Source organism: Streptomyces hypolithicus, from assembly GCF_052934925.1.
The window spans coordinates 477,565-503,757 of sequence record NZ_CM128811.1 but is presented as its reverse complement, the minus strand read 5'-3'; the positions used below and the strand labels follow the sequence as shown (position 1 = coordinate 503,757).

23 protein-coding genes are annotated in these 26,193 nt (G+C 70.6%); 14 read left to right on the top strand and 9 right to left on the bottom strand.

The genetic code is table 11. From position 1 onward, the window contains the following. The first annotated feature begins 14 nt into the window (after window positions 1-14). The 4 genes from gcl (at window position 15) to ACU6WZ_RS02470 (ending at window position 5,567) form a co-directional block, all read left to right on the top strand. Window positions 15-1,790 carry a glyoxylate carboligase gene (gene gcl, locus ACU6WZ_RS02485; protein ID WP_447031477.1) on the top strand — a complete coding sequence of 592 codons (1,776 nt, stop codon included), beginning with the start codon at window positions 15-17 and terminating at the stop codon, window positions 1,788-1,790. Window positions 1,791-2,022: 232 nt separating this feature from the next. Next, window positions 2,023-3,297, top strand: coding sequence for a cytochrome P450 (locus ACU6WZ_RS02480; RefSeq protein WP_447031476.1), 1,275 nt, complete (start codon window positions 2,023-2,025; stop codon window positions 3,295-3,297). Between the two features lie 73 nt (window positions 3,298-3,370). After that, complete coding sequence (locus tag ACU6WZ_RS02475; protein WP_447031475.1) at window positions 3,371-4,489, top strand: type III polyketide synthase; 1,119 nt, start codon at window positions 3,371-3,373, stop codon at window positions 4,487-4,489. A 73-nt stretch (window positions 4,490-4,562) separates the two neighbouring features. Continuing rightward, complete coding sequence (locus ACU6WZ_RS02470) at window positions 4,563-5,567, top strand: NAD-dependent epimerase/dehydratase family protein (protein ID WP_447031474.1); 1,005 nt, start codon at window positions 4,563-4,565, stop codon at window positions 5,565-5,567. 467 nt (window positions 5,568-6,034) lie between these two features. Here ACU6WZ_RS02470 and ACU6WZ_RS02465 read toward each other — a convergent pair whose 3' ends face one another. The 3 genes from ACU6WZ_RS02465 to ACU6WZ_RS02455 form a co-directional block, all read right to left on the bottom strand. Beyond that, on the bottom strand, window positions 6,035-7,492 hold the full coding sequence (locus tag ACU6WZ_RS02465; protein WP_447031473.1) for a catalase: 1,458 nt from the start codon (window positions 7,490-7,492) through the stop codon (window positions 6,035-6,037). Window positions 7,493-7,685: 193 nt separating this feature from the next. Beyond that, window positions 7,686-8,585, bottom strand: a complete 900-nt coding sequence (locus ACU6WZ_RS02460; protein ID WP_447031472.1) for a 2-hydroxy-3-oxopropionate reductase — start codon at window positions 8,583-8,585, stop codon at window positions 7,686-7,688. 34 nt (window positions 8,586-8,619) lie between these two features. Next, on the bottom strand, window positions 8,620-9,459 hold the full coding sequence (locus tag ACU6WZ_RS02455; protein WP_447031471.1) for a TIM barrel protein: 840 nt from the start codon (window positions 9,457-9,459) through the stop codon (window positions 8,620-8,622). 112 nt (window positions 9,460-9,571) lie between these two features. On the opposite strand from ACU6WZ_RS02455, the gene ACU6WZ_RS02450 reads away from it, so the two are divergent. The 10 genes from ACU6WZ_RS02450 (at window position 9,572) to ACU6WZ_RS02405 (ending at window position 17,835) form a co-directional block, all read left to right on the top strand. Continuing rightward, window positions 9,572-9,823, top strand: coding sequence for a hypothetical protein (locus tag ACU6WZ_RS02450; RefSeq protein ID WP_447033814.1), 252 nt, complete (start codon window positions 9,572-9,574; stop codon window positions 9,821-9,823). 71 nt (window positions 9,824-9,894) lie between these two features. Next, window positions 9,895-10,215, top strand: coding sequence for a helix-turn-helix domain-containing protein (locus tag ACU6WZ_RS02445; protein ID WP_447033813.1), 321 nt, complete (start codon window positions 9,895-9,897; stop codon window positions 10,213-10,215). Between the two features lie 156 nt (window positions 10,216-10,371). Beyond that, the gene (gene uraD, locus ACU6WZ_RS02440; protein ID WP_447031470.1) at window positions 10,372-10,896 is read left to right on the top strand and encodes a 2-oxo-4-hydroxy-4-carboxy-5-ureidoimidazoline decarboxylase; all 525 of its coding nucleotides are present in this window, start codon (window positions 10,372-10,374) and stop codon (window positions 10,894-10,896) included. After that, window positions 10,893-11,282, top strand: coding sequence for a hydroxyisourate hydrolase (gene uraH, locus ACU6WZ_RS02435; RefSeq protein ID WP_447031469.1), 390 nt, complete (start codon window positions 10,893-10,895; stop codon window positions 11,280-11,282). The genes uraD and uraH overlap by 4 nt, the downstream gene beginning before the upstream one ends. Window positions 11,283-11,289: 7 nt before the next feature. Continuing rightward, on the top strand, window positions 11,290-12,213 hold the full coding sequence (gene pucL, locus ACU6WZ_RS02430) for a factor-independent urate hydroxylase (RefSeq protein ID WP_447031468.1): 924 nt from the start codon (window positions 11,290-11,292) through the stop codon (window positions 12,211-12,213). 108 nt (window positions 12,214-12,321) lie between these two features. Beyond that, on the top strand, window positions 12,322-12,675 hold the full coding sequence (locus ACU6WZ_RS02425; RefSeq protein ID WP_447031467.1) for a hypothetical protein: 354 nt from the start codon (window positions 12,322-12,324) through the stop codon (window positions 12,673-12,675). Between the two features lie 42 nt (window positions 12,676-12,717). Next, window positions 12,718-14,106: an 8-oxoguanine deaminase gene (locus ACU6WZ_RS02420; protein WP_447031466.1), complete on the top strand. Its 1,389-nt coding sequence runs from the start codon at window positions 12,718-12,720 to the stop codon at window positions 14,104-14,106. A 276-nt stretch (window positions 14,107-14,382) separates the two neighbouring features. Then, window positions 14,383-15,822 (top strand): nucleobase:cation symporter-2 family protein, encoded by a 1,440-nt coding sequence (locus ACU6WZ_RS02415; protein WP_447031465.1) that lies wholly within the window; start codon window positions 14,383-14,385, stop codon window positions 15,820-15,822. Window positions 15,823-16,012: 190 nt separating this feature from the next. Further along, window positions 16,013-16,705, top strand: coding sequence for an alpha/beta fold hydrolase (locus tag ACU6WZ_RS02410; protein WP_447031464.1), 693 nt, complete (start codon window positions 16,013-16,015; stop codon window positions 16,703-16,705). A 170-nt stretch (window positions 16,706-16,875) separates the two neighbouring features. After that, window positions 16,876-17,835: a fibronectin type III domain-containing protein gene (locus ACU6WZ_RS02405; RefSeq protein WP_447031463.1), complete on the top strand. Its 960-nt coding sequence runs from the start codon at window positions 16,876-16,878 to the stop codon at window positions 17,833-17,835. Window positions 17,836-17,884: 49 nt separating this feature from the next. Here ACU6WZ_RS02405 and ACU6WZ_RS02400 read toward each other — a convergent pair whose 3' ends face one another. From ACU6WZ_RS02400 to ACU6WZ_RS02375, 6 genes are read right to left on the bottom strand one after another with little or no spacing between them, the layout of a single operon-like run. Beyond that, window positions 17,885-18,100 (bottom strand): Trm112 family protein, encoded by a 216-nt coding sequence (locus ACU6WZ_RS02400; protein ID WP_447031462.1) that lies wholly within the window; start codon window positions 18,098-18,100, stop codon window positions 17,885-17,887. Next, entirely contained in the window at window positions 18,087-19,052 is a 966-nt protein-coding gene (locus ACU6WZ_RS02395; protein WP_447031461.1) for a hypothetical protein, read from the bottom strand. The genes ACU6WZ_RS02400 and ACU6WZ_RS02395 overlap by 14 nt, the downstream gene beginning before the upstream one ends. A 5-nt stretch (window positions 19,053-19,057) precedes the next feature. After that, window positions 19,058-19,801 (bottom strand): class I SAM-dependent methyltransferase, encoded by a 744-nt coding sequence (locus ACU6WZ_RS02390; RefSeq protein WP_447031460.1) that lies wholly within the window; start codon window positions 19,799-19,801, stop codon window positions 19,058-19,060. Beyond that, on the bottom strand, window positions 19,798-21,153 hold the full coding sequence (locus tag ACU6WZ_RS02385) for a condensation protein (protein ID WP_447031458.1): 1,356 nt from the start codon (window positions 21,151-21,153) through the stop codon (window positions 19,798-19,800). The genes ACU6WZ_RS02390 and ACU6WZ_RS02385 overlap by 4 nt, the downstream gene beginning before the upstream one ends. Beyond that, window positions 21,150-25,472 (bottom strand): alpha-(1->3)-arabinofuranosyltransferase domain-containing protein, encoded by a 4,323-nt coding sequence (locus ACU6WZ_RS02380; RefSeq protein ID WP_447031456.1) that lies wholly within the window; start codon window positions 25,470-25,472, stop codon window positions 21,150-21,152. Before ACU6WZ_RS02380 ends, ACU6WZ_RS02385 begins: the two co-directional genes overlap by 4 nt. After that, entirely contained in the window at window positions 25,469-26,188 is a 720-nt protein-coding gene (locus ACU6WZ_RS02375; protein WP_447031454.1) for a class I SAM-dependent methyltransferase, read from the bottom strand. Before ACU6WZ_RS02375 ends, ACU6WZ_RS02380 begins: the two co-directional genes overlap by 4 nt. Between the last annotated feature and the right edge of the window lie 5 nt (window positions 26,189-26,193).

The following is a 26,193-nucleotide window of genomic DNA, read 5'->3' as shown; positions in this document are numbered from 1 at the left end:
AGCAGGAGTACGCGATGCCTCGAATGACCGCAGCCCGAGCCGCAGTTGAAATCCTCAAGCGCGAAGGCGTCACGAACGCCTTCGGCGTCCCGGGCGCGGCGATCAACCCGTTCTACAAGGCCCTCCAGGCGGGCGGTGGCATCGACCACACGCTGGCCCGCCACGTCGAGGGCGCGTCCCACATGGCCGAGGGGTACACCCGTACCAAGGCCGGCAACATCGGTGTCTGCATCGGTACGTCGGGCCCCGCCGGCACCGACATGATCACCGGCCTCTACTCCGCGATCGGTGACTCCATCCCGATCCTGTGCATCACCGGCCAGGCCCCGACCGCGGTGATCCACAAGGAGGACTTCCAGGCCGTCGACATCGCCTCGATCGCCAAGCCCGTCACCAAGGCGGCGACCACCGTCCTGGAGGCCGCGCAGGTCCCCGGCGTCTTCCAGCAGGCGTTCCACCTGATGCGCTCCGGCCGTCCCGGCCCGGTCCTCATCGACCTGCCGATCGACGTCCAGCTGACCGAGATCGAGTTCGACCCCGAGACGTACGAGCCGCTGCCGGTCTACAAGCCCGCGGCCACCCGCAAGCAGGTCGAGAAGGCCGTCCGGATGCTGGTCGCCTCCGAGCGCCCGCTGATCGTCGCGGGCGGCGGCATCATCAACGCCGACGCCTCCGAGCTGCTGGTCGAGTTCGCCGAGCTGACCGGCGTCCCGGTCATCCCGACCCTGATGGGCTGGGGCATCCTCGCCGACGACCACGAGCTGAACGCCGGCATGGTCGGCCTCCAGACCTCGCACCGCTACGGCAACGCCACGTTCCTGGAGTCGGACTTCGTCCTCGGCATCGGCAACCGCTGGGCCAACCGCCACACCGGCGGCCTCGACGTCTACACCAAGGACCGCACCTTCGTCCACGTCGATGTCGAGCCCACCCAGATCGGCAAGATCTTCGCCCCGGACTACGGCATCGCCTCCGACGCCAAGGCCGCCCTGGAGCTCTTCATCGTGGTCGCCAAGGAGCTGAAGGCCGCGGGCGAGCTGCCGGACCGCTCCGCCTGGGCCGCGTCCGCGCAGGAGCGCAAGGCGACACTCCAGCGGCGCACGCACTTCGACAACGTGCCGATCAAGCCGCAGCGTGTGTACGAGGAGATGAACCGCGCCTTCGGCCCCGAGACCCGGTACGTCACCACGATCGGCCTCTCCCAGATCGCCGGCGCGCAGATGCTGCACGTCTACCGGCCGCGCCACTGGATCAACTGCGGCCAGGCCGGTCCGCTCGGCTGGACGATCCCGGCCGCGCTCGGTGTCGCCACCGCCGACCCCGAGACCCCGGTCGTCGCGCTGTCCGGCGACTACGACTTCCAGTTCATGCTCGAAGAGCTGGCCGTCGGCGCGCAGCACAAGATCCCGTACGTCCACGTCCTGGTGAACAACGCCTACCTGGGCCTCATCCGCCAGGCGCAGCGCAACCTCGACATCAACTTCCAGGTCAACCTGGAGTTCGAGAACATCAACTCGCCGGAGCTGGGCGTCTACGGCGTGGACCACGTCAAGGTCGTCGAAGGTCTCGGCTGCAAGGCGATCCGGGTCACCGAGCCGGACCAGCTGCTGCCCGCCTTCGAGGAGGCGAAGAAGCTCGCCGCCGAGTACCAGGTCCCGGTCGTCGTCGAGGCGATCCTGGAGCGCATCACGAACATCTCGATGGGCGTCCAGATCGACGGCGTGAACGAGTGGGAGGACCTCGCCACCGAGCCGGGCCACGCCCCCACGGCGATCCGTACGCTCGCCTGATCCGCACACCCCGACCGAAGGCCCGGCCCGCGCGAGCAGGCCGGGCCTTCGGCGTACCCGGGCGCGTCCTGCCTGGTCATCCGCCTGGTCACCTGCCCGGTCGCACCTGAAGTGCGCCCCCTTGGGCTCTCCCTCTAATCGGTTAATTGCCCTGCAAGGGAACATGAGTGTGCTCCCACTCGGGGACAGGTGTGTCGGACATCGACCGCACACCGTCTGGAGCACCCGAAACGTGGAGACCACCGGCACGACCGGCACCGGCACGACCGGCACTGTCACGACCGGCAGTGTCACGGCAGGCACTGTCACGGCAGGCAACGTATGGAGCTGCCCGTTCGACTACGCGGAGGCCCTCGAGTTCGACCCTCAGCTCCAGCAGATGCTGGAGACCGACCCGGTGGCCCGGATCCGGATGCCGTACGGCGAGGGGGAGGCCTGGCTCGTCACGCGGTACGAGGACGTACGCACCGTGACCACCGACCGGCGGTTCAGCCGCGGCGCCGTCAAGGGCCGCGACTTCCCCCGCATGACGCCGGAACCGATCGTCCAGTCCGAGTCGATCAACCTGATGGATCCGCCCGCGAGCAGCCGGCTGCGGAGTCTGGTCGCGAAGAGTTTCACGCCCCGCCACGTCGAGCGGATGCGCCGGCGCACCCAGAGCGCCGTGGACTCGATGATCGGCCGGATGGCCGACATCGGCTCACCCGCCGACCTCGTCGCCCATATCGCCGCGCCCCTGCCGCTGGTGACGATCTGTGAGGTCCTGGACATCCCCGAGGCGGACCGGCCGTGGCTGCGCGGCCACGCGCTCACCATGATGAACATGGTCGCCGCCGACCGGGACGCCGCTGTCCGCGCCAAGGCCGAGCTGCGCGCCTACTTCGCCGGGCTCAGCGCGGAGCGGCGCCGCTCACCAGGCGACGACATGATCAGCACCCTGGCCACCGCCCGCGACGGTGCGGAGCTGCTGGACGACGACGAGCTGGCCGTCATGTCGATGGTTCTGCTGATCACCGGCCAGGACACCACGACGTACGAGATCGGGAACATCGCGTACACCCTGCTCACCCGCCCGGACGTGCTCGGAGCGCTCCGCGCGCGGCCCGCCGGCCTGCCCGGGGCGATCGAGGAGCTGCTGCGCTTCATCCCGTTCCGCAAGGGCGTCGGCATCCCGCGGATCGCTCTGGAGGACGTGGAACTCGGCGGGGTCACCATCCGGGCCGGGGACGTGGTGCACGTCTCCTACCTCACCGCCAACCGCGACGAGCGGAAGTTCGAGGGCCCCGGCGACATCGACATCGAGCGGCCGGCCGTACCGCACATGACGTTCGGCTGGGGGGCGCACCACTGCCTCGGGGCGCCGCTCGCCGCGATGGAACTGGAGGTCGTGTTCGCCACCCTCCTCGACCGCTTCCCGCTCCTGCGGCTGGCCGTCGAGCCCGGTGAGGTGCGCTGGAACACGACGTCGATCTGGCGCTACCCGCTCGCTCTGCCGGTGGCCTGGTAACGGACCCCGGGACCCCAGCCTCTACGCCCTGACGCCCGCCGCCCTGACGCCCGGTCGAAGACAAGGAAGAACCATGGCCACGCTGTGCCGCCCGTCCGTCGCCGTACCCGACCATGTCATCACCATGGAACAGACGCTGGAGCTGGCCCGCGAGCTGCACGCGGACCATCCGCAACTGGACCTCGCCCTGCGCCTGATCGAGAACACGGGCGTCGCGACCCGCCATCTCGTCCAGCCGATCGAAGACACCCTGCGCCACCCAGGTTTCGAGTCCCGCAACCGGCTGTACGAGGCCGAGGCGAAGGCGCGGGTGCCCGACGTCGTACGCCGGGCGCTCGCGCACGCCGAAGTGGAGGCCGACGAGATCGACCTCATCGTCTATGTGTCGTGCACCGGCTTCATGATGCCCTCGCTGACCGCCTGGCTGATCAACACGATGGGCTTCCGCTCGGACACCCGCCAGCTCCCCATCGCCCAGCTCGGCTGCGCCGCCGGCGGTGCGGCGATCAACCGCGCGCACGACTTCTGCACCGCCTATCCGCAGGCGAACGTGCTCATCGTGTCCTGTGAGTTCTGCTCGCTGTGCTACCAGCCGGCCGACCTGGGGGTGGGCTCGCTGCTGTCCAACGGCCTCTTCGGGGACGCGATCTCGGCGGCCGTGGTCCGCGGCGAGGGCGGCACGGGGGTGCGGATCGAGCGCAACGCCTCGCATCTGGTGCCCGACACCGTGGACTGGATCTCGTACGCCGTGCGGGACACCGGGTTCCACTTCCTGCTCGACAAGCGGGTCCCCGGCACCATGCAGATGCTCGCCCCGGCGCTGAAGTCGCTCGTCGCGCAGCACGGTTGGGAGATTCCGCAGCTCGACTTCTTCATCATCCACGCGGGCGGCCCGCGCATTCTCGACGACCTGTGCCACTATCTGGAACTGCCGCCGCAGATGTTCCGGTTCAGCCGGGCCACGCTCACCGAGCGGGGAAACATCGCCAGTTCCGTGGTCTTCGACGCGCTGGCACGGCTGTTCGACGAGGGTGGGGCGCGGGACGGCGCCGGCGGGCTCATCGCCGGCTTCGGTCCCGGCATCACCGCCGAGACCGCTGTGGGCCGCTGGACGTGCGCATCCGTCCCGGCGGCGGAGGCGGCAGCCGGGGCGGTGGCCGGGGCAGCCGGGGCGGTGGTCGCCGTCGGCTGACGGCGTTCGCCGCGATTGCGCTGAGAGCGTGCCCGCGTTCCCAAAGTCAGGATCGGTCGGCACAGTTGCGGCCATGAGACTACTGATCCTGGGCGGTACGGAATTCGTCGGGCGCGCGGTCACCGAGGACGCCCTGGCGCGCGGCTGGGACGTGACCGTCTTCCACCGGGGGCGGCACGACCCGCCGCAGGGCGTCACCGCCCTGCACGGCGACCGCACCGCCGAGGACGGTCTGTCGTCGCTGGAGCAGGGGGAGTGGGACGTCGTCGTCGATACGTGGTCGGGCGCGCCCAAGGTCGTACGGGACGCCGCGCAGCTGCTGGCCGGCCGGGCCGGGCACTACGTGTACGTCTCCAGTGCCTCCGTGTACGCCTACCCGTCCCCGCCGGGCCTGGATGAGGATGGGGCGCTGGTCGACGGTTCGCCCGACGCCACCGGGGACGTCGCCTACCCGCAGGCGAAGCGGGGCGGCGAGCTGGCCGCGGTCGAGGCCTTCGGCGACCGCGCGCTGCTGCTGCGGGCCGGGCTCATCCTCGGCCCCGGCGAGAACATCGGCCGGCTCCCGTGGTGGCTGACCCGCATCGCCCGCGGCGGGCCGGTCCTTGCTCCCGGGCCGCGGGATCTGGGCGTGCAGTTCATCGACGCCCGCGATCTCGCCGCGTGGGCGCTGGACGCCGCCGAACGCGGGCTCGGGGGCCCGTACAACCTCATCAGCCCGCCGGGCCACGCAGGCCTGGCCGAGTTGCTGGAGGAGTGTGTACGGGTCACGGGCTCGGACGCGGAGCTGCGCTGGACGGACCCGGAGGTGATCCGGGCGGCCGGCATCGAGCCGTGGATGGAACTGCCGGTGTGGGTGCCGCCGGGGGAGATGCACGACACGATGCACCGCACCGACGTCGGCAAGGCCATGGCGGCCGGCCTGCGCTGCCGGCCGGTCGCCGCGACCGTGGCCGACACCTGGACCTGGCTTCAGAAGCTCGGCGGGGTGGCCCCGCAGCGCCCCGACCGTCCGGTGGTGGGTCTCGCACCGGAGAAGGAGGCGCGGGCGTTGGCCGAGGCGGCGGCGCCGAACGCCTGAAGGGCGCGGGGTGCGTACGGGACCGTTCGTACGCACCCCGCGCCCTGGCAGGGGGAACAACTGATACCGCCCGACGGCACGAGACTGGCGCGACAGGACGTTCGCGCCGCCGGGCGGGGTTTGGGGGGGGTGCGCGTGTGGTGCGTAGCGCGGGGGTGTTGTTGTGGGGCCGGGCGGAGTCCGGCGCAGCGGGCCGATGCCCGCGGTAGCGGTGCGAGGTGCGCACGTGGGAGTGGTCGATGGTGCGGGAAGGGGTCCGCGGCGGGGGGCGATGAACTCGCGGGGTGGCCTGCCCTCAGGTCGAACAGGCCACTCCGTGAGCCTTGACCACCGCACTGGCTCGCTCTCCGCCGCGGTACCCGTTCCGTCCGTTGCCCCGACCACCCCTCATCGGGCCGGGGCTCGGACTGCGCGAGTGAACTGACCTCCCGTCAAGTCACTCGCGCGGTCTCGGTGCGCGGGACTGCTCAGTCCTCGCGCAGGGCGCGGACCGCTTCCTCCACGCGCTTGCCGTACTCGGCGTCGGCTGCGTGGAAGTGCGCCAGGTTCTTCTCGATCACGTCGTCGCGGGTGACCTGCGAGAGGCCGCCGGCGATGTTGGCGATCAGGCGGGACTTCTCCTCGTCCGACATCAGGCGGTAGAGCTCACCGGCCTGGAAGAAGTCGTCGTCCTTGACGTGGACCGCGTTGGCGTGCGCGCCGGTCCAGCCGGCCACCGCGATCGGCGCGGACAGCGCCTCGTCGGTCTGGGCGGGGCCGGCGTACGAGTTGGGCTCGTAGTTCTTGTCGTGACGGGCCCCGTGGCGCGTCGCCATGGCGCCGTCCCGGCCGTAGTTGTCGGCCGTGGTCGCCTTGGGGGCGTTGACCGGCAGCTGGGTGTGGTTGACACCGAGGCGGTAGCGGTGGGCGTCCGCGTAGGCGAAGAGCCGGCCCTGGAGCATCTTGTCGGGCGAGGGGCCGATGCCCGGAACGAAGTTGTTCGGGGAGAACGCGGCCTGCTCGACCTCGGCGAAGACGTTGTCCGGGTTCCGGTCGAGGACCAGTCGGCCGACGCGCTGGAGCGGGTAGTCCGCGTGCGGCCAGACCTTCGTCACGTCGAACGGGTTGAAGCGGTAGTCCGCGGCCTCGGCGGCCGGCATGAGCTGGACGTGCAGCGTCCAGGACGGGTTGACGCCACGCTCGATGGCCTGGAGCAGGTCCGTCTGGTGCGAGTTGGCGTCCTTGCCGGCCAGTTCGGCGGCCTGCTCGGACGACAGGCAGCGGACGCCCTGGTTCGTCTTGAAGTGGTACTTGACGAAGTACGCGTCGCCATCGGCGTTCGTCCACTGGTAGGTGTGCGAGCCGAAGCCGTTCATGTGGCGGTACGAGGCGGGGATGCCGCGGTCGCCCATCAGCCAGGTGATCTGGTGGGTGGACTGCGGGGAGTGCGCCCAGAAGTCCCAGACGTTGTCCGGCTCCTGCTTGCCCGTGAAGGGGTCGCGCTTCTGGGAGTGGATGAAGTCGGGGAACTTCACCGGGTCGTTGAGGAAGAACACCGGGGTGTTGTTGCCGACGAGGTCGTAGTTGCCCTCTTCGGTGTAGAACTTCAGTGCGAAACCGCGCGGGTCGCGGACCGCGTCCGCACCGCCCAGGTTGTCGGCGACGGTGGAGAAGCGGATGAACGTCTCGGTCCGCTTGCCGACCTCGCCGAGGAAGTTCGCCCGGGTGAAGCCGGTGACGTCGTCGGTCACCTCGAAGTAGCCGTAGGCACCCGAACCGCGGGCGTGGACGACGCGCTCCGGGATGCGCTCACGGTTGAACCGGGCCAGCTTCTCCAGCAGGTGCTGGTCCTGGATGAGGAGCGGGCCGCCGACACCGGCGGAGGCGGAATTCTGGTTGTCGGCGACCGGGGCGCCTGACTCGGTCGTGAGCACACGCTTCGACATGGGGACCTTCCTGCGGAATCTGCTGGCGGCGTGAGGAGCGTAAGTACGCATCACCTGCGGCGTCAACAGTTTGTTGAAGTTGAAGACGGGGTTCAGCGCGGGTTCAAGCTGAAGTGGAATCCGGGCGGCGGCAGCGCCTGGGCGCGACAGGACAGGTGTCAGCGCTGCCGCAGCCCGGAGTTCATGGGGAGGGTCAGCTCTGGACGGGCTGACCGGAGAGGCGCTCGACCGAGCGCAGCAGGGCGGAGTGGTCCAGGCCGCCGTCGCCCTGGGCGCGCAGCGAGGCGACCAGCTGGGCGACGACCGCGCCGACGGGCAGGGCCGCGCCGACGTTGCGGGCGGCGTCGGTGACGATGCCCATGTCCTTGTGGTGCAGGTCGATCCGGAAGCCGGGGGCGAAGTCCCGCTTCAGGAAGTTGGCCTTCTTGCGGGTCAGCACGGTCGAGCCGGCCAGTCCGCCGTTGAGGACGTCCAGGGCCGCTTCGAGGTCGACGCCGGACTTCTCCAGGAAGACCACGGCCTCAGCGCACGCCTGGATGTTGACCGCGACGATCAGCTGGTTCGCGGCCTTCACCGTCTGGCCGGAGCCGTGCGGGCCGCACAGGACGATGGTCTTGCCGAGGGCGTCGAGGACCGGCTTGGCGGCGTCGAAGTCCTGCTGCGAGCCGCCGACCATGATCGACAGTACCGCCTCGATGGCGCCGGCCTCGCCGCCGGAGACCGGGGCGTCCAGGACGCGCAGGCCCTTCTCGGTGCCGGCCTTGCCCAGGTCCACGGAGGTCTGGGGGGTGATCGAGGACATGTCGATCAGGAGGGCGCCCTTCTTGGCGTTCTCCAGGATGCCGTCCTCGCCGTACGCGATCGCCTTGACCTGCGGGGAGGCGGGCACCATCGTGATGATCACGTCGGCGTCCTTGACGGCCTCGGCTATCGAGGACGCGCCCTTGCCGCCCGCGGCGACCAGGCGGTCGATCTTGGGCTGCTCCAGGGTGTAGCCGGTGACGTCGTAACCCGCCTTGAGCAGGTTCTCGGACATGGGCGAGCCCATGATGCCGAGACCGATGAAGCCGATCTTGGGGAGGTTGTTGCTCATGAGGGTGCCTCTCTCGAAACTCTCTTGCGTCACGTCAGTTGGCGGCGCGGGCGCCGGCCGGCAGCCAGTCGAAGGCCTCGGTGCTGGGGCGGTCGCCGGGCTTGTACTCCAGGCCCACCCAACCGTCGTAACCGGCCTTCTTCAGCTGGTCGAGCAGTTCTTCCAGCGGCAGCGAGCCGGTGCCGGGCGCGCCGCGGCCGGGGTTGTCGGCGATCTGCACGTGGCCGGTCTTTTCGGCGTACGCCGCGATCACCTCGGGGAGGTTCTCGCCGTTCATCGACAGGTGGTAGATGTCGAGGAGGAACTTGGCGTTGCCGAGTCCGGTGGCCGCGTTGACCTTGTCGACGATCTCGACGCCGGCCGGTGCGCTCACCAGCGGGTAGAGCGGCGACTCCGGCTTGTTGAGGGTCTCGATCAACAGGATCGCCCCGACGCGGTCCGCGGCGCGGGCGGCCACGACCAGGTTCTCCAGGGCGAGCTTGTCCTGTACGTCGGGGTCCGTGCCGTCCACGCGATTGCCGTAGAGCGCGTTGAGCGCCTTGCAGCCGACCGAGGCGGCGAAGTCGGCCGCCACGTCGATGTTGGCGCGGAAACGGTCGGACTCCTCGCCGGGCACGGAGAGTGCGCCGCGGTCGGGGCCGGGCAGCTGTCCGGCATAGAAGTTCAGGCCGACCAGCTGGGTGCCGGCCTCGTCGAGTGCCCGCTTGAGCGCGTCGAGCTCGGCCTGGTCGGGGGTGGGGGTCTCGATCCACGGCCACCACAGCTCGACCGCCTTGAAGCCCGCCGCGGCGGCTGCCGCGGGGCGCTCAAGGAGCGGGAGTTCCGTGAAGAGGATCGAGAGGTTCACATCGAAGCGCTGGTCCGGGTAGCCCATGAGGGTTTCGGCGCTCCTTCCGTATTGCGGAAGTTATTTTCTGCTTGACGGAATGTTGCAACGCGACGTGGACGCCTGTCAAGGGGGCCCCCGGCGATACCGTGGGGGCATGGTGCGATTGAGAGTGGAGTTCACGACCGAACCCTTCGACCTCGACGAGGCGCCGGCGCACGCGCTGGCGGCCCGCGAGGTCATGCAGGGAGCGGCGCTGGACGCGGTGGATGTGGGCCCGTTCGGCAACACCGCCGAGGGCGGTGCGGATGAGGTGCTGACGGCGGTCGACGCGCTGCTGCGCAGGTCGCTGGACGCGGGCGCCACTCGCGTCTCGTTGCAGGTCAACGTGATCGAGGAGGGCGAGCAGTGACGGATCACGGCGCTCTCGACGGACTGCCCGGCCACCCTCTGGTTGCGGCGGTCAAGCCGCTGGTGGATGCCATGGGGGGCGAGATGATGGCCCCGGCGCGGGCGGCCGGTGACGACGTGGTGCTGTCCTGGGAGGGCCGGGAGGTCGTCGCCGTACGCCTTCCGCAGCTCTCGGACTCCCTCGACCACATCCTGGCGGCGCTGGAGCGGCGGCACGGAATGCCGCTGGCCGAGCTGGATCGCAAGGAGAAGCAGTCGGTCGTACGCATATTGGAGGCGCGCGGAGCCTTCTCGGTGCGGCACGGCGTGGAGACGGTGGCAGGCGCGCTGGGAGTCAGCCGCTTCACTGTTTACAACTACCTGAACAGGGAAAATGCCGCGAAAGGTGAGTAGTTGATCTCCATTTGATCGATCATTCGGGGGGGCGTCGTCCGAATGCCGGGACGGCGGCCTTTGTGTTCGCGATATTTCAACAAACTGTTGACGTGCTGTTGTTGAGGGCGTTAGCTATGCGCAGCCCGTCCAGCACAAGGCCACGGAGGCTTTCCCGTGACTTCGACACCGAAACCGGGCCTCGCCCGGTTCAACACCTTGCAGGTCAGCGAGGCCTCGGCCGCGCTCCATGAGGTGTGCGCCAGCTCGGCGTGGGGGAGCGTACTGCTCGCCCGGCGCCCGTACACCACCGCCGAAGCCCTCTACCTCGCCAGCGACGCCGCCACGGCCGAGCTGACCGCCGGGGACCTGGCCGAGGCGATGGCGGGGCACCCGCCGATCGGCCGGCCGAAGCCCGGCGACCCGACCTCCTCCCGCGAACAGCGGGGGATGGCCGGAGCGTCGGAGGAACTCAAGGCCGAGATGCTCGAACTGAACCTGGCCTACCAGGAGAAGTTCGGACACGTCTTCTTGATCTGCGCCACCGGGGCGACCGGTGAACAGATGCGCGATGCGGTCAAGTCCCGGATCGGCAACGCCCCCGAGGCGGAACGCGACAACGTACGCACCGAACTCGGGAAGATCAACCGAATCCGGCTCGCCCGTCTCGTAGAAGAGCACGAAGAGGACACAGACCGATGAGCACCTCCACCACCGCCTCGGTGTCCACGCACATCCTGGACACCAGCATCGGACGCCCCGCCGAGGCCGTCGCCATCTCGCTCACCGCCCGCAGCGGCAGTGACGCCGAGTGGGTGGCGCTGGGCGGGTCCGCGACCGACGCGGACGGACGCTGCAAGGACCTGCCGGCCCTGCCGGAAGGCACCACCCACGTACGTCTCGACTTCGAGGTCGAGTCGTACTTCTCCAAGAAGCAAGCCGAGGCACAGCAGGACGCCCCCCGCGTAAGGGACAGCGGCGCGTTCTTCCCGGAGGTGGCGATCACGTTCGCCGTCGTACCGGGTGAACACTTTCACGTACCGCTGCTGCTCAACCCGTTCGGCTACTCCGTATACCGAGGGAGCTAGCACCGACATGCCCACGATTCTCGGCCAGAACCAGTACGGCAAAGCAGAGAACCGCGTCGTCAAGATCACGCGGGACGGCGACACCCACCACATCAAGGACCTGAACGTCTCGGTCGCCCTCTCCGGCGACATGGACGACGTCCACTACTCCGGATCCAACGCGAACGTCCTGCCCACGGACACCACCAAGAACACGGTGTACGCGTTCGCCAAGGAGTACGGCATCGAGTCCGCCGAGCAGTTCGGCATCCACCTCGCCCGTCACTTCGTGACGTCGCAGGAGCCGATCAAGGTCGCCCGGATCCGGATCGAGGAGTACACCTGGGAGCGCATCGCGACCTCGGACAACAACTCCAAGTTCATCGGTTCGGACGAGGTCAACCACTCCTTCGCCCGCAAGGGCATGGAGCTGCGCACCACCCAGGTCACCTATGACGGCGAGCGCTGGGAGATCATCTCCGGCCTCAAGGACCTCACGGTCATGAACTCCACCAACTCGGAGTTCTGGGGCTACGTCAAGGACAAGTACACGACGCTCAAGGAGGCGTACGACCGCATCCTGTGCACCGATGTGTCGGCCGCCTGGCGCTACAACTGGACCAGCGACGACGACCGGATGCCCAACTGGGAGAAGTCGTACGCGCTGGCCAAGAAGCACATCCTGCAGGCGTTCGCCGAGACGTACTCCCTCTCGCTCCAGCAGACCCTCTACCAGATGGGTTCGCGCGTCATCAACAACCGGAGCGAGATCGACGAGATCCGCTTCTCGCTGCCGAACAACCACCACTTCCTGGTCGACCTCGAGCCTTTCGGGCTGAAGAACGACAACGAGGTCTACTTCGCAGCCGACCGCCCGTACGGCCTCATCGAGGCCACCATCCTGCGGGACGGCGTCGAGCCGAAGATCCCGGTCGACATGACCAACCTCTGACGCAGGACCGGTAAGCCCCCGCCCGCGGTCGGGCGGGGGCGCCCCGGACCGGAGGGAAGCTCCATGGCAACGCCTGTATGCCGGGCCGGTCTACCATCCCGAACGGACATGGATGACCCGGTTCCCCGCTTGCGCACCCCGGCGCCCGCACGTGCCCCGCACGTGACCCGGCCCGAGGCGGGCCGGCTCTCACACGTGGCAGCCCTCCGGCGATCGACGGCCGGCCACGAAGCCTGTCCCCGGGGTCCACTCGACCGAGCCGGCGCGACGAGGTGTCCGCACCGCCGCCGGTCCAGGAGTGTCCCCGCCGCGCCCACCTTCGCCACCGATTTCCCGGACCGGGCACAGACCACCCTCAGCCCCGGCATCGGCGCCGGCGCACTGGTCGCGGCCCTGCCCGACCTGTTCTTCCACCAACTCGGCACCCGGAGCCACGCGGCTGCGGCACTCGAATCCTCCTAGGGTCCTGCCGTGTCCACCACACCGAGCGAAGAAGGACGCACCATGGCAACAACAACGGCAGCCGCGCGCACCATCATCGAGAGCTGTGCCATCGCCACCGTCGACGCCAACGACACCGAGTACGCCTCGGGATACGTCGTGGTCGCCGGCAACCGCATCGAGTCGATCGGCGCCGGCCAGGCCCCCGAGGGCCTGGACAACGTCGTACGCCGCATCGACGGCACCGGCCACCTGGTCACCCCCGGCCTGGTCAACACGCACCACCACTTCTACCAGTGGATCACCCGTGGCTTGGCCACCGACCACAACCTCTTCAACTGGCTCGTCGCGCTCTACCCCACCTGGGCGCGCATCGACGAGCCCATGGTGACGGCGGCGGCCCAGGGCTCGCTGGCGATGATGGCCCGCGGCGGCGTCACGACCGCGATGGACCACCACTACGTCTTCCCCAAGGGCTCCGGCGACCTGTCGAGCGCCATCATCGGCGCCGCCTCCGACATGGGCGTACGGTTCACCCTCGCCCGCGGCTCCATGGACCGCAGCGAGAAGGACGGCGGCCTGCCGCCGGACTTCGCCGTCGAGACCCTCGTAGGCGCGCTCGCCGCGACCGAGGAGACCGTCAAGAAGCACCACGACGCGTCGTTCGACTCGATGACGCAGGTGGCCGTCGCCCCCTGCTCGCCGTTCTCGGTCTCCACCGAACTGATGAAGCAGGGCGCCGAACTGGCCCGCCGCCTCGGCGTGCGCCTGCACACGCACGGCAGCGAGACGGTCGAGGAGGAGCAGTTCTGCAAGGAACTGTTCGGCATGGGCCCGACCGACTACTTCGAGTCGACCGGCTGGCTCGGCAGCGACGTGTGGATGGCCCACTGCGTCCATATGAACGACTCCGACATCGCCGCCTTCGCCCGTACGGGCACGGGCGTCGCCCACTGCCCGTCCTCCAACGCCCGCCTCGCGGCCGGCATCGCGCGCGTCCCGGACATGCTCAAGGCCGGCGTACCGGTCGGCCTCGGGGTCGACGGTACGGCGTCCAACGAGTCGGGCGAGCTGCACACCGAACTGCGCAACGCCCTGCTGATCAACCGCCTCGGCGCGCACCGTGAGGCGGCGCTGAACGCCCGCCAGGCGCTGCGCCTGGGCACGTACGGCGGAGCGCAGGTGCTCGGCCGCGCCGACCAGATCGGCTCGCTGGAGGCCGGCAAGCTCGCCGACCTGGTGATGTGGAAGGTCGACGGCCTCGGCCACTCCACCATCGCCGACCCGGTCACCGCGATCGTCTTCGGCGCCGCGGCCCCGGTCACCCTGTCACTCGTCAACGGCAAGCCCGTCGTCGAGGACAACCACCTGACCACGGTGGACGAGGACGCCATCGCCCGCACCGCGCGGGCCGAGTCCCAGCGGCTCGCGCGGATCGCCGTGCAGGGCTGAACGTCCCCCGGGAAGTCCGGCTGAGGGGGACGGCCCTCAGCCGGCGGCCGCGGACCCGAGCGGGGTCCACGGCAGCTGTGCCCGGGGGCGCGCGCACCCAAGTGCTCGCGCCTCCGGGGACGGTGACGACTACGACTGGGCACCACGTGACCGGGCCGGCGTACTCCGCGCCCTCCGTGTCACGCACATCCGCACCACCTGCTTCAACGCACCACTCCGCACCACCTCCATGACACCCGCGCCCCTGACGGCGTGTAACCGACCGGAGGAACCGCCGTGGCCGCCAAGCCCAGGTTTCGCAAAGACGCAGCTGCCGAATCCGACCCCCAGTCCGGAGCCCCCTCCGGCACCGAGCCCAAGCACCCGGTCGACGAGACGCTCCCGCCCGGCAGGATGTTCACCAGCGGCCTCCAGCACGTCGCCGCGATGTACGCGGGTGTGGTCGCCCCGCCCCTGATCGTCGGCCCCGCGGTGGGTCTCGACGTCAAGGAAACGGCCTTCCTCATGGGGGCCAGCCTCTTCACCGCCGGCATCGCCACCCTCCTCCAGACCCTCGGGTTCTGGCGGATCGGGGCCAAGATGCCGTTCGTCAACGGCGTCTCCTTCGCCGGGGTTGCGCCCATGGTCGCCATCGGCAAGGACCGGGGACACGACGGCATCGCCGTCATCTTCGGCGCGATCATCGTCGCCGGACTCCTCGGCTTCCTCGTCGCCCCGTACTTCTGTAAACTCGTCCGCTTCTTCCCGCCCGTGGTCACCGGCACCGTCATCACCCTGATAGGTGTCTCGCTGCTGCCCGTCGCCTTCAACTGGTCGCAGGGCGGCAACTCCCGGGCCGACGACTACGGTTCCATGACTAACATCGGCCTGGCCGCCGCGACCCTGGTCATCGTCCTCGCCCTGCGCAAACTGCTGCGCGGCTTCCTCCAGCAGATCGCGATTCTCCTCGGCCTGGTCGTCGGCACGCTCCTCGCCATCCCGTTCGGCATCACGAACTTCGACGCCATCAAGGACGCCGACCTGATCGGCTTCCCGACGCCGTTCCACTTCGGCGCCCCGCAGTTCGAGATCGCCGCGATCATCTCCATGTGCATCGTGATGCTGGTGTGCATGACCGAGTCGACTGCCGACATGCTCGCCCTCGGCAAGATCGTCGGGCGCCCGGCCGACGAGCGGACCATCGAGGGAGGCCTGCGCGCCGACACCCTGGGCAGCGCGATCAGCCCGCTGTTCAACGGTTTCATGTGCAGCGCCTTCGCCCAGAACATCGGCCTGGTCGCCATGACGAAGGTCCGCAGCCGGTTCGTCGTCGCGGCCGGCGGTGGCATCCTGATCCTGCTCGGCCTGTGCCCCGTCCTGGCCTCCGTCATCGCCGTCGTACCCCTGCCGGTCCTCGGCGGCGCCGGCATCGTCCTGTTCGGTACGGTCGCGGCCAGCGGCATCCAGACCCTCGCCACGGCCGCGCTGGAGAAGGGCGAGAACGCCCTGATCGTCGCCGCCGCGCTGGGCATCGGGCTCATCCCGATCGCCGCGCCGACGTTCTACCACGCCTTCCCCGAGGACCTGCTGGTCGTCCTCGACTCGGGAATCAGCACCGGATGCGTGGTCGCCATCGTCCTCAACCTGGCCTTCAACCACCTGGGCAAGAAGGGCAGCCGGGACGAGCAGCCGACGCAGCCGGAGGTCCCGGACCAGATCCCGGCGAGCGCCCACTGAAACGCCGATGGTGAAGGGCCCACCCGGGGATACGTGCGCGGCGTGTACGGGAGTTGCCACCGTACGCGCCGCCGCTCGTCACCCGATGTGGCAGCTGTCGCCGTGTCCTGGTGGTCGCCGCCCCGCGACGGCGGTTCGGCGGACGCCGGCGCGGTCGAAGGGACCCGCCGCGGCCTGTAGCGTCGGGGCCATGGAGCACTCTGTAGTGGATGTCGGCGACGTGCGGCTCGCCTATCGGACCTGGGGCGACGCGTACGGGGCGCCTGTCGTCCTGCTGCACGGACTGGGCTCCTCGGCGGCGGGCTGGGACGAGGCCGGGCAGGCGCTCGGCGAGGAATGGCGGGTCTACGCGATCGACCTGCGCGGGCACGGCGAAAGCGACTGGCCCGACGAATACTCCCTCGAACTGATGAGGGACGACGTCCTCGGCTTCCTCGACGAGCTGGAACTCGACCGGGTCGGCGTCGTCGGCCACGGCATGGGGGGTGTCGTCGCCTACCTGCTGGCCCAGGAGCACGCGGACCGCGTCGAGCGGCTCGTCCTTGAGGAGACCCCGCCGCCGTTCCCCGGCGACCGGGACGCCCGAGCCGTCCCCGTGGTACTCCCCGACGAACCGGTGACGTACGACCCGTCCGTCGCGGCGGCCATCTCCGGCGAGATCGCCGACCCCGACCCGGCCTGGCTCGACGGCCTCGGCGAGATCGTCGCGCCGACCATGCTCATCACCGGCGGCCCCGACAGCTCGCTGCCGCAGGACCGGATGCCGGACATGGCGGCGCTCATTCCCGACTGCCGTCTGATCACCATGGCGGCCGGTCACCACATTCATGAGGAGCGCCCCCGCCCTTTCGCCCAAGAGGTCACCGAGTTCCTGACCAGCTGATTTGGCTCGTTTCCGCTCGTTTCCGCCCGTTCCGCCGATCACTGGGACGCCCGCGCGAGCCGATCGGTTCGTTGTGACTCTTGCCCGGTGCCGGAGAGGCATGGGATACAGGTCTGGACCATTGTCCTCGGGGAAAGGTCCGGGCCGTGCAACGCCCCACCGTCTGCGCTGTGTTGGCCTGCTCTGTCTTGTTGGTGCTGTCGACCACGGCCGCCTGCGGTGGCGCCGAGCCCGCACGGGATACGGAGGGCCCGTCACGGCCCGGAGGCGTGACGGCCGAGGCGGGCAGCGCGACTTCGGTCCATGTGATGTGGGACCGGTCCACCGACGACACCGCCGTCACCGGTTACGTCGTCTACCAGAAGGGCGCCGCGGTCAAGGCGCTGCCCGGCGCACGGCACATGGTCGACGTCGACCACCTCGCCCCGTCGACCGACTACAGCTTCACCGTCCGCGCCCGTGACGGCGCGGGCAACCTCTCGGCGCCGAGCCGCGCCGTTCCCGTCACCACCCCGGCCCGCACGCCGGACGACCGGAAGGCGCCCTCCGCACCCGGGAAACTGCGGGGGAGCGTGGAGGGGACCGGTGCGGTCCGGCTGTCCTGGGAGCGGACGCGGGACGACACCGGCGTCACGTCGTACGACATCTACCAGGAGGACGCCCGCGTCCACAGCGTGCGCGGCGCGGCCACCACGGCGCGGGTCACCGGGCTGCGGCCCGGGACCGTATACACCTTCACGGTCCGGGCGCGCGACGCCGCCGAGAACTCCTCCGGCGACAGCAACGCCCTCGATCTCACCACCGCTTCGGGGCCGGACGACGGCCCGTCCACCGCGCCCGCCGCTCTGGAGGCCAGGCAGGCGCGTACGAAGGCCGGGGTGCGCGGCATCGAGCTCAGCTGGACCCCGCCGCGCACGGGCGACGCCCCGGTGCGCGAGCACCAGCTGTTCCTGAACGGGCGGCTCGCCACCACGATCGTGTGGGGCGGGGCCCCGCCGACGGGCCGGGCGACGTACCACTTCGAGGTCGGCGAGCCCGCCGGGACCCGTTACAGCATCAAGCTGCGGGCCAAGCTGCCGGACGGGAAGTGGGGCGACTTCTCGGCGCAGCGGACGGTGGTGACGCGCTGAGGTGAGCCGGTGCGGGCCGAGATCCGGGGTTCGGTGGGTCGGGAGTTGGTCAGAGGGCCGGCGGAGTGAGGGCCAGGAGGCGTTGGTGTTCGGACTCCTGGACCTGTTCGCCGGAGGACGGGAGGAGCTGGGGGATGCCATCGACTATGGGGTAGCGGCGGCGCAGGCGGGGGTTGTAGAGGACGTTCTCGGGGGTGAGGAGGGTGAGAGGGCCCTTGTCCAGGGGGCAGGCGAGGATCTTCAGGAGGGGGTCATCGGGGTTCATGGGTCAGCTCCGTCGGGGGAGTGGGAGTGGGAGTGGAGGTGGGGGCGGGCGTGGGCGTGGGGGCTTTGGGGCTGCGGGCCAGGGTCAGGAGGACCGTTACCGCCAGGGCGGCTCCCGCTGTGCGCAGGAGCAGGGGGAGGGGGTCTTGGGAGAGGCTCTCGCCGAAGGCCAGTGTGCCGACAACTGCCGTGTAGAGCGCCGATGTTGTGGTGCACACCGGCACGATGAGCGACGCCCGGCAGCGCTGGAGCGCGGTCTGGGACAGGACCAGGCCCGTCGCCCCGGTGACCAGGAGGAGGTAGGGGTACGGGCTCGCGAGGAGGGTGAGCGCGGCCGCTGCGGGATCGTCCAGGGTCTCCTGGGTGAGGTGCGCGGACACGCCCTTGATCGCCAGGGAGCTCACGCCGTAGACGAAACCGACCGCCACCCCGTACTCGACGCCCGCGGGGGGCGGGCGGTCGCGGTGGCGGCGGGCCGTGCGGCGCTCCGTGGCGACGTACAGCCACAGGCCCGTGACCAGGGAGAGGCCGCTGATCAGGAGGATCAAGGGGGCGGGGGAGGCGTGGCCGACGCTGTCCTTCTTCTCGTCCAGGGAGGCGACCACCATCAGGAGGGCGAGCAGGATGGCTGCGATCGCGCGGCGCTCGCGGACGGAGGTGCGTTCGCCCAGGAAGAGGGAGGAGAGCAGGAGGAGCAGGACCAGGCCGGAGACGAAGAGCGCCTGGGCGGGGGCCATGGGGAGGGTCCGGTACACGATCAGCTGTGCGGCGAAGCCGCCTGCCAGGGCCAGGGAGCCGGCCAGCCACAGCGGTTTGCCCAGGAGTTGGCGGACCAGGTGCGCCGGGCGGCGCACGTTGAGGGCGGGGAGCGCGGCCAGGGCGCGCTTTTCCAGTACGAAGCCGGTGCTGTACAGGACGTTCGCGAGCAGCGCGGCGGCCACGCCCCACCACATCGCGCTCAGTCCCCCGCGCGGCGGCGGGCGTGCGCCAGCAGGATCGACGCGGCGCTCGGCGCGGCGCAGGCGAGGCGGTCCAGGGGGCGCAGGGGGCGGGGTACGCCGTGGAAGGGGGCGCCGGTGATGCGTACCACTTCGAAACCGGACGCCGTCAGGAACTCGCGCAGCGCGCGGGCCGTGTAGAGGCGGAGGTGGCCTACCACCTCGGTGCCGGGGCGGCCGTGGACGGCACGCAGGCTCACCTCGGAGAAGACGGGCTGGGTGCCGGTGAGGAGCAGGGCGCGGTTGTACCAGGCGGCCAGGTTCGGGGTGGACAGCATCAGGTGGCCGCCGGGGGTCAGGACGCGTCTGAGTTCGTCCAGGGCGGAGTCGGGGTCCACCAGGTGCTCTATCACCTCGCTGAAGAGGATCGCGTCGGTCGAGGCGTCCGCGAAGGGCAGGCCGTGGGCGGTGAGTTCGCCGCGTACGACGTGCTCGATGCGGGTGGCCGCGCGGCGCAGCGCGTCCTGCGACCAGTCGACGCCGATGAGGCGGTGGCCGCGCAGGATCGGTGCTGCGGTGGCTGCGGCGGTGCCGTCGCCGCAGCCCACGTCGAGGATGGTGGCGGGGTGGGTGTGGGTGTGGGTGGGGGACAAGGCCTTGGCGAGGATGTGGGCCTGGCGGATCGTTCGCGGGGTGCCGGAGGCGACGGGGACTGTGGGGTTCTCGTAGAAGGACTGGAGGGAGGTGGGTGGGTTCGTTGTCATGGGGTGCGTCCCCCGGCGGTGGCGTGCAGGTACTCGGCGAAGAGGTCGCGCAGGCGTTCGCCGTCCCGCGGGCCCAGCAGCGTGGTGGACCAGCGCAGCGCCAGGTGCAGGCGGCCCGCCGTGCTGGCCGTGGTGACCGTGAGGCCGCGTGGCATGCGGGCGGGCGCCGAGAACCACACCGCCGTCGCGCGGCCCGTGCCCTCGCCGAAGTCCAGGGGGTACGGGACCCGGCCGATGTTGCTCAGCAGTGTGGTCGATGTCCAGGGGGCGGCGGCGCGGCGCAGGGTGCGGGTCAGCGCAGCCCGGATGCCGACGGGGAGTACGGGGGCGGTGAGCAGGGCCGCGCCACGTCCCAGTGGGGGGCGGGGGAGTGCCTTGAGGGCCCTGGTGCGGCGGGCCGTGCTGCGGAGCAGGGCTGGGATGTCCGGGTGCGGCGACAAGTCGGCTGGTGCGAAGGGGACTTCCACCAGGCGGGTGCCGTTGCCGATCGGCATGTCCGGGCCGCGTTCCCGGTCGTCCACCGGCATCGTGATCCGCAGAGGCCGCCGAGGCCGCAGCGGACGCGGCGGGCTGCCGTGGTCTCGGTTCCAGGTGGCGATCATGCAGGCCGTCGCCACCATCAGCTGGTCGTTGACGGTGTACGGAGCGTCCCTGGGGCGGGTGGGGACGGAGAGCTCGGTGATGAGCATGCCGTTGCCGGGTGTGGCGGTCGGCGTGCCGCCGGCCACGCGGGCGACCGGGGTCAGGCCGGTGATGCCTCGGGGGGTGGGGTCGTGTTCCACCTGGCGGAGGTGGGGCGCGGGCGCGCGGGTGGGGGCGGCGGCTGTTGCGGGGGAGTTGTCCCGGCCGCCGTACAGCTGGGCGGCGGTGGCCAGGATGCGGAGGCAGGCGGGGCCGTCCAGGGCGGTGTGGTTGACGGTGAGGAGCAGGACGCTGCCGACGACTTCGAGGTGTACGGGGGGAGAGAGGGTGAGCGGGGGTGCGAGGGACAGGGCGCGGGCCCTTGCCTGGGGCAGGGCGTCGGGGGTGGGCTTGGCGAAGGTCACCACTTCGGTGTCGGGGTGCGGGGTGAGTTCCCACTCGTAGCGGCGGCGGTACCAGGGGCCGGGGGCCTCGCGCATCAAGATGCGGGGATGGCGGAGCAGGGCCTCGGTGAAGGCCTTGGTCAGGCGGGCCGGGTCCGGGGGGTGGGGGAGGTGCACCTCGATGTGTACGGTCTCGGGCACGCCGGGTTGCAGGCAGTGGCGGGTGACTTCGTCCACGACGGTGAAGGGCACGCGGCGGGGGTGGGGCTGGGGCTGCGGTTGCGGTTGCGGCGGCTGGGCGTGGGGTGGGGTGTGCAGCGCGGTCATCGGGGGTCCTCCTGGCCGGGGGCTGCCGCTGGGGGGTGCGGGTGCGGGTGCGCGGGGCGCGGGGTTTCGGGGTCGGTGCCGTGCCGGGGCGTCTCCTCGGGCGCCGAACGTTCGGCGGGGTCGGGTTGTTCGGGCGTGTTGTGTTCGGCGCCCTGCGGGGAGCGCCCCGACACGTCCCCTCCTGGCACCTCGGGATGCGGGGGGCGGCTCTGTGTGGCCCGTTCTGGCATCTCGGGAGGCGGGGCGGGGGTGGGGTGGGCGTGGCGGGGCGGTGCGGACCCTTGTGGTGGTGGGGCGGTGGTGTGCCGGGCCGGGGCGGCCCCTTGTGGTTCTGGTGTGGGGCGGGTTGTCACCAGGGCTGCTGTGAGGGCCGTCAGGGCCAGGAACTGGGCTACGGGGCCGAATGCGCCCTGTGCGGAACTTGCCGGGGCGCCTGCTTGGAGGGCTGCCGTCACGCCTGCCGCGGCCATGGTGAGGAAGGCCACCGGGGGGAGCAGCTTGGGGCGCTGGTGGGCCGGCAGGGCGAGCAGCGGGACGAGTAGGGCCAGGGGGCCCGCCGCTATGGCCATGATCAGGGTCAGTGCGATCAAGCCGAGGATCCGGCCGGGAGGAGCGGGTGATGGTGCGGCGGGGGGCGTGGGTGCTTCTTCTTCGCGGCGGTAAAGGGTCAGTGCGGTGAGGAGCAGGAGGGCTGCTGCGCCTGCTATGAGCCCTGCTTGGTAGGTGCGTGCCGGTTCGAATTCCAGGGTTACCTTGCCGCCCGCTCCCTCGGGGATGAGCCATGCCTGCTGCCAGCCGTCCAGTCGGAGGGAGGGGAGTTGTTTGCCGTTGAGGGTCGCCCGCCAGGCCGGGTTGGCGTTCTCGTATGTCTGGAGGTAGGAGGCTTCGCCGGGGCCCACCGTGAGGGAGCGCCGGTCGCCATCCGTGTCTTCGAGGGTGAACTCGCGGGGCCGGGGGTTGGGTGGTGCTGCCTTGTTTCTGCTGAGGGTGATGTCGGTGAGAGCCAGGGGGCCCGTGTCGCCGGCTTCCACGCGGTGGGTCCCTTGGTCCATGCGCTGCGCCCCGGCGCAGAGGGAGACCTCTACCGGGCGGCGTTCCGTGAGGTCGCTGAGCTTGCCCTTCGCTTTTGTCGCGTGAAAGGTGCCGTCGATCGACAGCACCGGGCCCTGGCCGCACGGGAGTGCGAAGGTGCGGGACGGGGCGGGCTGGGGGACGCGGAGCTTCTTGAGGGCGGGGAGGTACACCTCGCTCAGGCCCACCGGGAGTTGCAGCTCACCGTCCGCCACCGGGTTGTGGACGGTCAGCGGCGCGGAGCGGGTGATGGTGATGTCCAGCCGGTCGGTCTTGATCGGTTCGAAGCGGGCCAGACCGTTCTGGTCGACGGAGGCCGTGGCCGCGCCGTCCGGGCTGCTGATCTCCACTTGTTCGGGGCGTGTGGAGAGGCCTCCTGCCGCTGCGAAGACGATCTCGCCGATGCGGGTCTTCTCCGGCCAGCGCAGATGCAGGGTTGGTCGGTCCCCCGCTATCCACGCCGTGGTCAGGTCGCCGTCCACCAGGTTGCGGGGGGTCAGGGACGCGCCCAGGCGTGAGGTGGAATCGGCTGTCGCTGTGAGCTTCTTGCGCTGGTCGGGGGCCAAGGAGTAGAGCAGGTTGTCCAGTTCTTCGCCCGGGACCGGCAGGGCCGTGGCGCGAAGGGTGTACGCGCCACCCCGGGTGGTGAACTGGCGGTGCAGGCCAACCTCCGCCGACGCCGGCGACAGGCCGCCCGGGTCGCTGCCCCGGTGGAGCGAGACCACGTCCGGGTCCGCGTCCTCGGGCAGGGCGAGGAGCCGGGTCACCTGCACGCCGGGGATGTCGACGGCGGTGAAGCCCGCGCCCATCAGGCCGGGGCGGCCCTGCTGGGCGCTGGTGATCGTGAGTTTGAGGTAGGTGGCCGGGCCGGGGGGTGCGGCTATGCGTTGAGGTGCGCCGTTGGGTTGCAGGGGGCTCGTTCTGCTGCCGGAGTCCGTTTCCACGCGTACGGCGGTGGGGGCCGCCCGTACGCCGTTGGAGGGGAGCGGAGTTACGTCGAGGTGTGGGGGGAGCGTTGTCCTGGTGGACAGGTCGACTCGTAGCCATTGGCCCGCCGGCTGCGCCGCGCTGCCCTCCGCCCACGCGGTGTCGGGGTTGCCGTCGAACGCGTTCACCGGGTCGTACTGGGGGAGATGGAACAGCCAGTTTCCGCTGCTCGACGCCGTCACCGACTTCGCGCCGCGCAGCACGGACGTCGTCTGGTGCTCGATGCCCTTGACGGGAAGGATCTGGCGCGGTGGGCGGGACGGGTCCTGGAGGCTGTTGGGGTGGTTCCTCTCGGTGCTCGTGTAGGTGTACGACGTGTTGGAGTTGACCAGGCCGAAGCGGGTGTCGGCCCGCCGCAGGCCGTCTCCCGAGGCCCGGAGCGCCGGGTCGTCGAGGCCCGGGTGGGCGTCGCCGGTGAGTACCGCGGGGCGATCGCGCATCGTGGGGTCGGCGGAGAGCGGGAGGAGGCTTTCGGGGCCGCCGCTGACGATCGCAGTGTCCCGTACCGGCGACAGGTTCGCCCGGGTGGGCCGCTCGCCCGGGGGCTCGTATATCTCCACCGCCTGCTGGCGGGGATAGAGACCCTCGATCTGGATCGGGGTGTCGTCCGGGATGCGGCCACCGGTGAGGACCGGGCCGAATCCCCGTACCCGGCGGTAGCCGGACTCCTCCAGCGTGCGCTTCACGGTCTGCGGCGGTACGAAGCCGATCTGGTCGGGGTCCAGGTCGTTGCGCACGACGATGTGGTGGAGGCCCATCCGGTTCAAGTAGGCGCCGAGGCCCGGGACTTCGCCGCCCGAGGTGAGTGCCTGCTCCACCGCGTCCAGGGCCCGGCGGTTGCCCGGTGTGCCGAAGGGGACGTAGTCGCGCTGCGCCCACGGTGAGTCGGCCAGCACGTCCAGGGGCTGGTCGATGGGGGAGCCCCAGGTGTAGATGCCGTGCGCGGTGGCCGGGACCACCAGGGCGCGGCTGTCGGGGGAGTTCTTCTTCAGCCAGCCTGCCGTCGCCTCCCAGTGCGTCGGCAGCTTCGTGAACGAGCCGGGCTGGAGGACATTGCCGTTGAGATAGGGGAGCGCCAGAGCCGGGACGATCAGGAGCGCTGTGGCCAGCGGCGCCAGACGGCGGGTGCGCGGGGCCGACTTCGCCGTGATGTGCGTCAGGCCGATGACCAGCGCCAGGGCGAGGCCCGGCTGGAACTTGTAGATGTTGCGGAACGGAACCAGCCAGCCGTTCAGCCAGGACTGCACGGTCGAGTGGAAGGGCGCGCCGAATGAGCCGCCGTAACCGGCCAGCGTGACCAGGACGACGGACAGGACGACGAGGACCAGCCAGCGGCGCTCCGGTACGTCCCGGCGGGCCAGGCCCGCCAGGCCGATGGCCGCCGCCAGGGCTGAGCCGAGGATGGTGAGGACGGACGTCGCGACCGTCCAGCCGGCGGGCAGCCAAGCATCGCCGAAGTGCAGATACGCCGTCCAGTTGCCCGCGCCGCGCAGCAGCTCGGTGGCCGACATGGTGGCCGTGGTCGTCTCGGACTGCTCGACGTACGGCATGAAGTTCTCGCCGTGAATGCCCAGCATGAGGAGCGGAACCACCCACCAGGCGGTGGCCAGGACGACTCCTGGCACCCACCAGATGATCAGCCCCCGGCGGCGGCCCGGCTCCCGGCTGAGGACGTACAGCGCCACCGGCAGCAGCGAGGCCAGGGTGGACGCCGCGTTCACGCCGCCCATGAAGGGGATCAGCAGCGCCGAGCGGAGCGCGGCGACGCGGGGGGCGGTGCGGGGGTGCGTCAGCGGCAGCAGCACCCAGGGCAGGAGCGCCCCGGGCAGGGCGGCCGCGGAGGTGGAGCCGACGACGATGGTGTACGTCGGCCACAGGGCGTACGCCGCCGCCCCGAGCAGCCGCGTCGGCGCCGAACCGACGCCGAGCCGCTCGGCCAGGCGCAGCGCGCCCCAGAAGGCGGTGGTGACGACGATCGACAGCCAGAGCCTCTCCGCGAGCCAGACCGGGAGGTGCACCAGGTCGGCCAGTGCGTAGAACGGCAGCATGGGGAAGGCGTAGCCGACGTACTGGTCGAAGATCCCGCCGAAGCCGGCCCTGCTGTGCCACAACTCACCGAGGTCGGCGATGAACCTGAAGGGGTCCAGGGCCACGCCGAGTTTGGTCTCGAACGTCATGCGGCCCGGCGCGGCCAGCAGGAAGGCGACGAGCGTGGCCGCCCAGAAGCCGAAGAGCCAGCGGCGGGAACGTGCTTCGGTCATGGACACCGCCGGAGGATGAGGAGGAGGTTCCAGGTGGCGAACTCGCGCAGCAGCGGGATGCGGGGGGCGAGCGCGGGAAGGAACGGCCAGTAGCGGCCCCGGGCCGTCAGTACGCGAACGTCGGTGCGGGCCCGCACCTGGCGCAGGGTCGGGCCGATGTGGATCGGGAAGAGGTTCACGCCGACGGTGTGCTTGGCCGCGCGGCCGGTGCGGCGCTCAAAGATGCGGCGGGCCCGGTCGGCGCCGAAATAGTGCCAGGGCGCCCACTCGTGGCCGCCCCACGGGGAGTACCAGTTGGTGAACGCGACGTAGATCAGGCCGCCCGGCGCGGTCACCCGGACCAGCTCGCTGAGGAAGGTCTGCGGGTCCTCGACGTGCTCCAGCACATTGGAGGAGAAGCAGATGTCGGCGCAGGCGTCCGCGAGCGGCAGCAGATAGCCGTCCGCGACCACGGTACCTTCGGGTCTGCGGCCCTGGAGTTCCCGGATGTCGGGTTCGAAGAGGAAGCCCTGCGCGCCCCGGCGCCGGAACTCCTCGGTGAAGTGGCCGCTGCCGCCGCCCACGTCGACGACGACCCGGCCGGCCAGGGGTGCGTACCGTTCGAGCTGGTCCGCGGCGTCCCGGGCCAGCAGCGCGTAGCAGTGCTCGGGGTCGGCCTGTTCGTTCATGAAGGCCCGGAAGAGAGCGGCGGACCTACGCAGGGAAGGGTCCTTCACCCGCC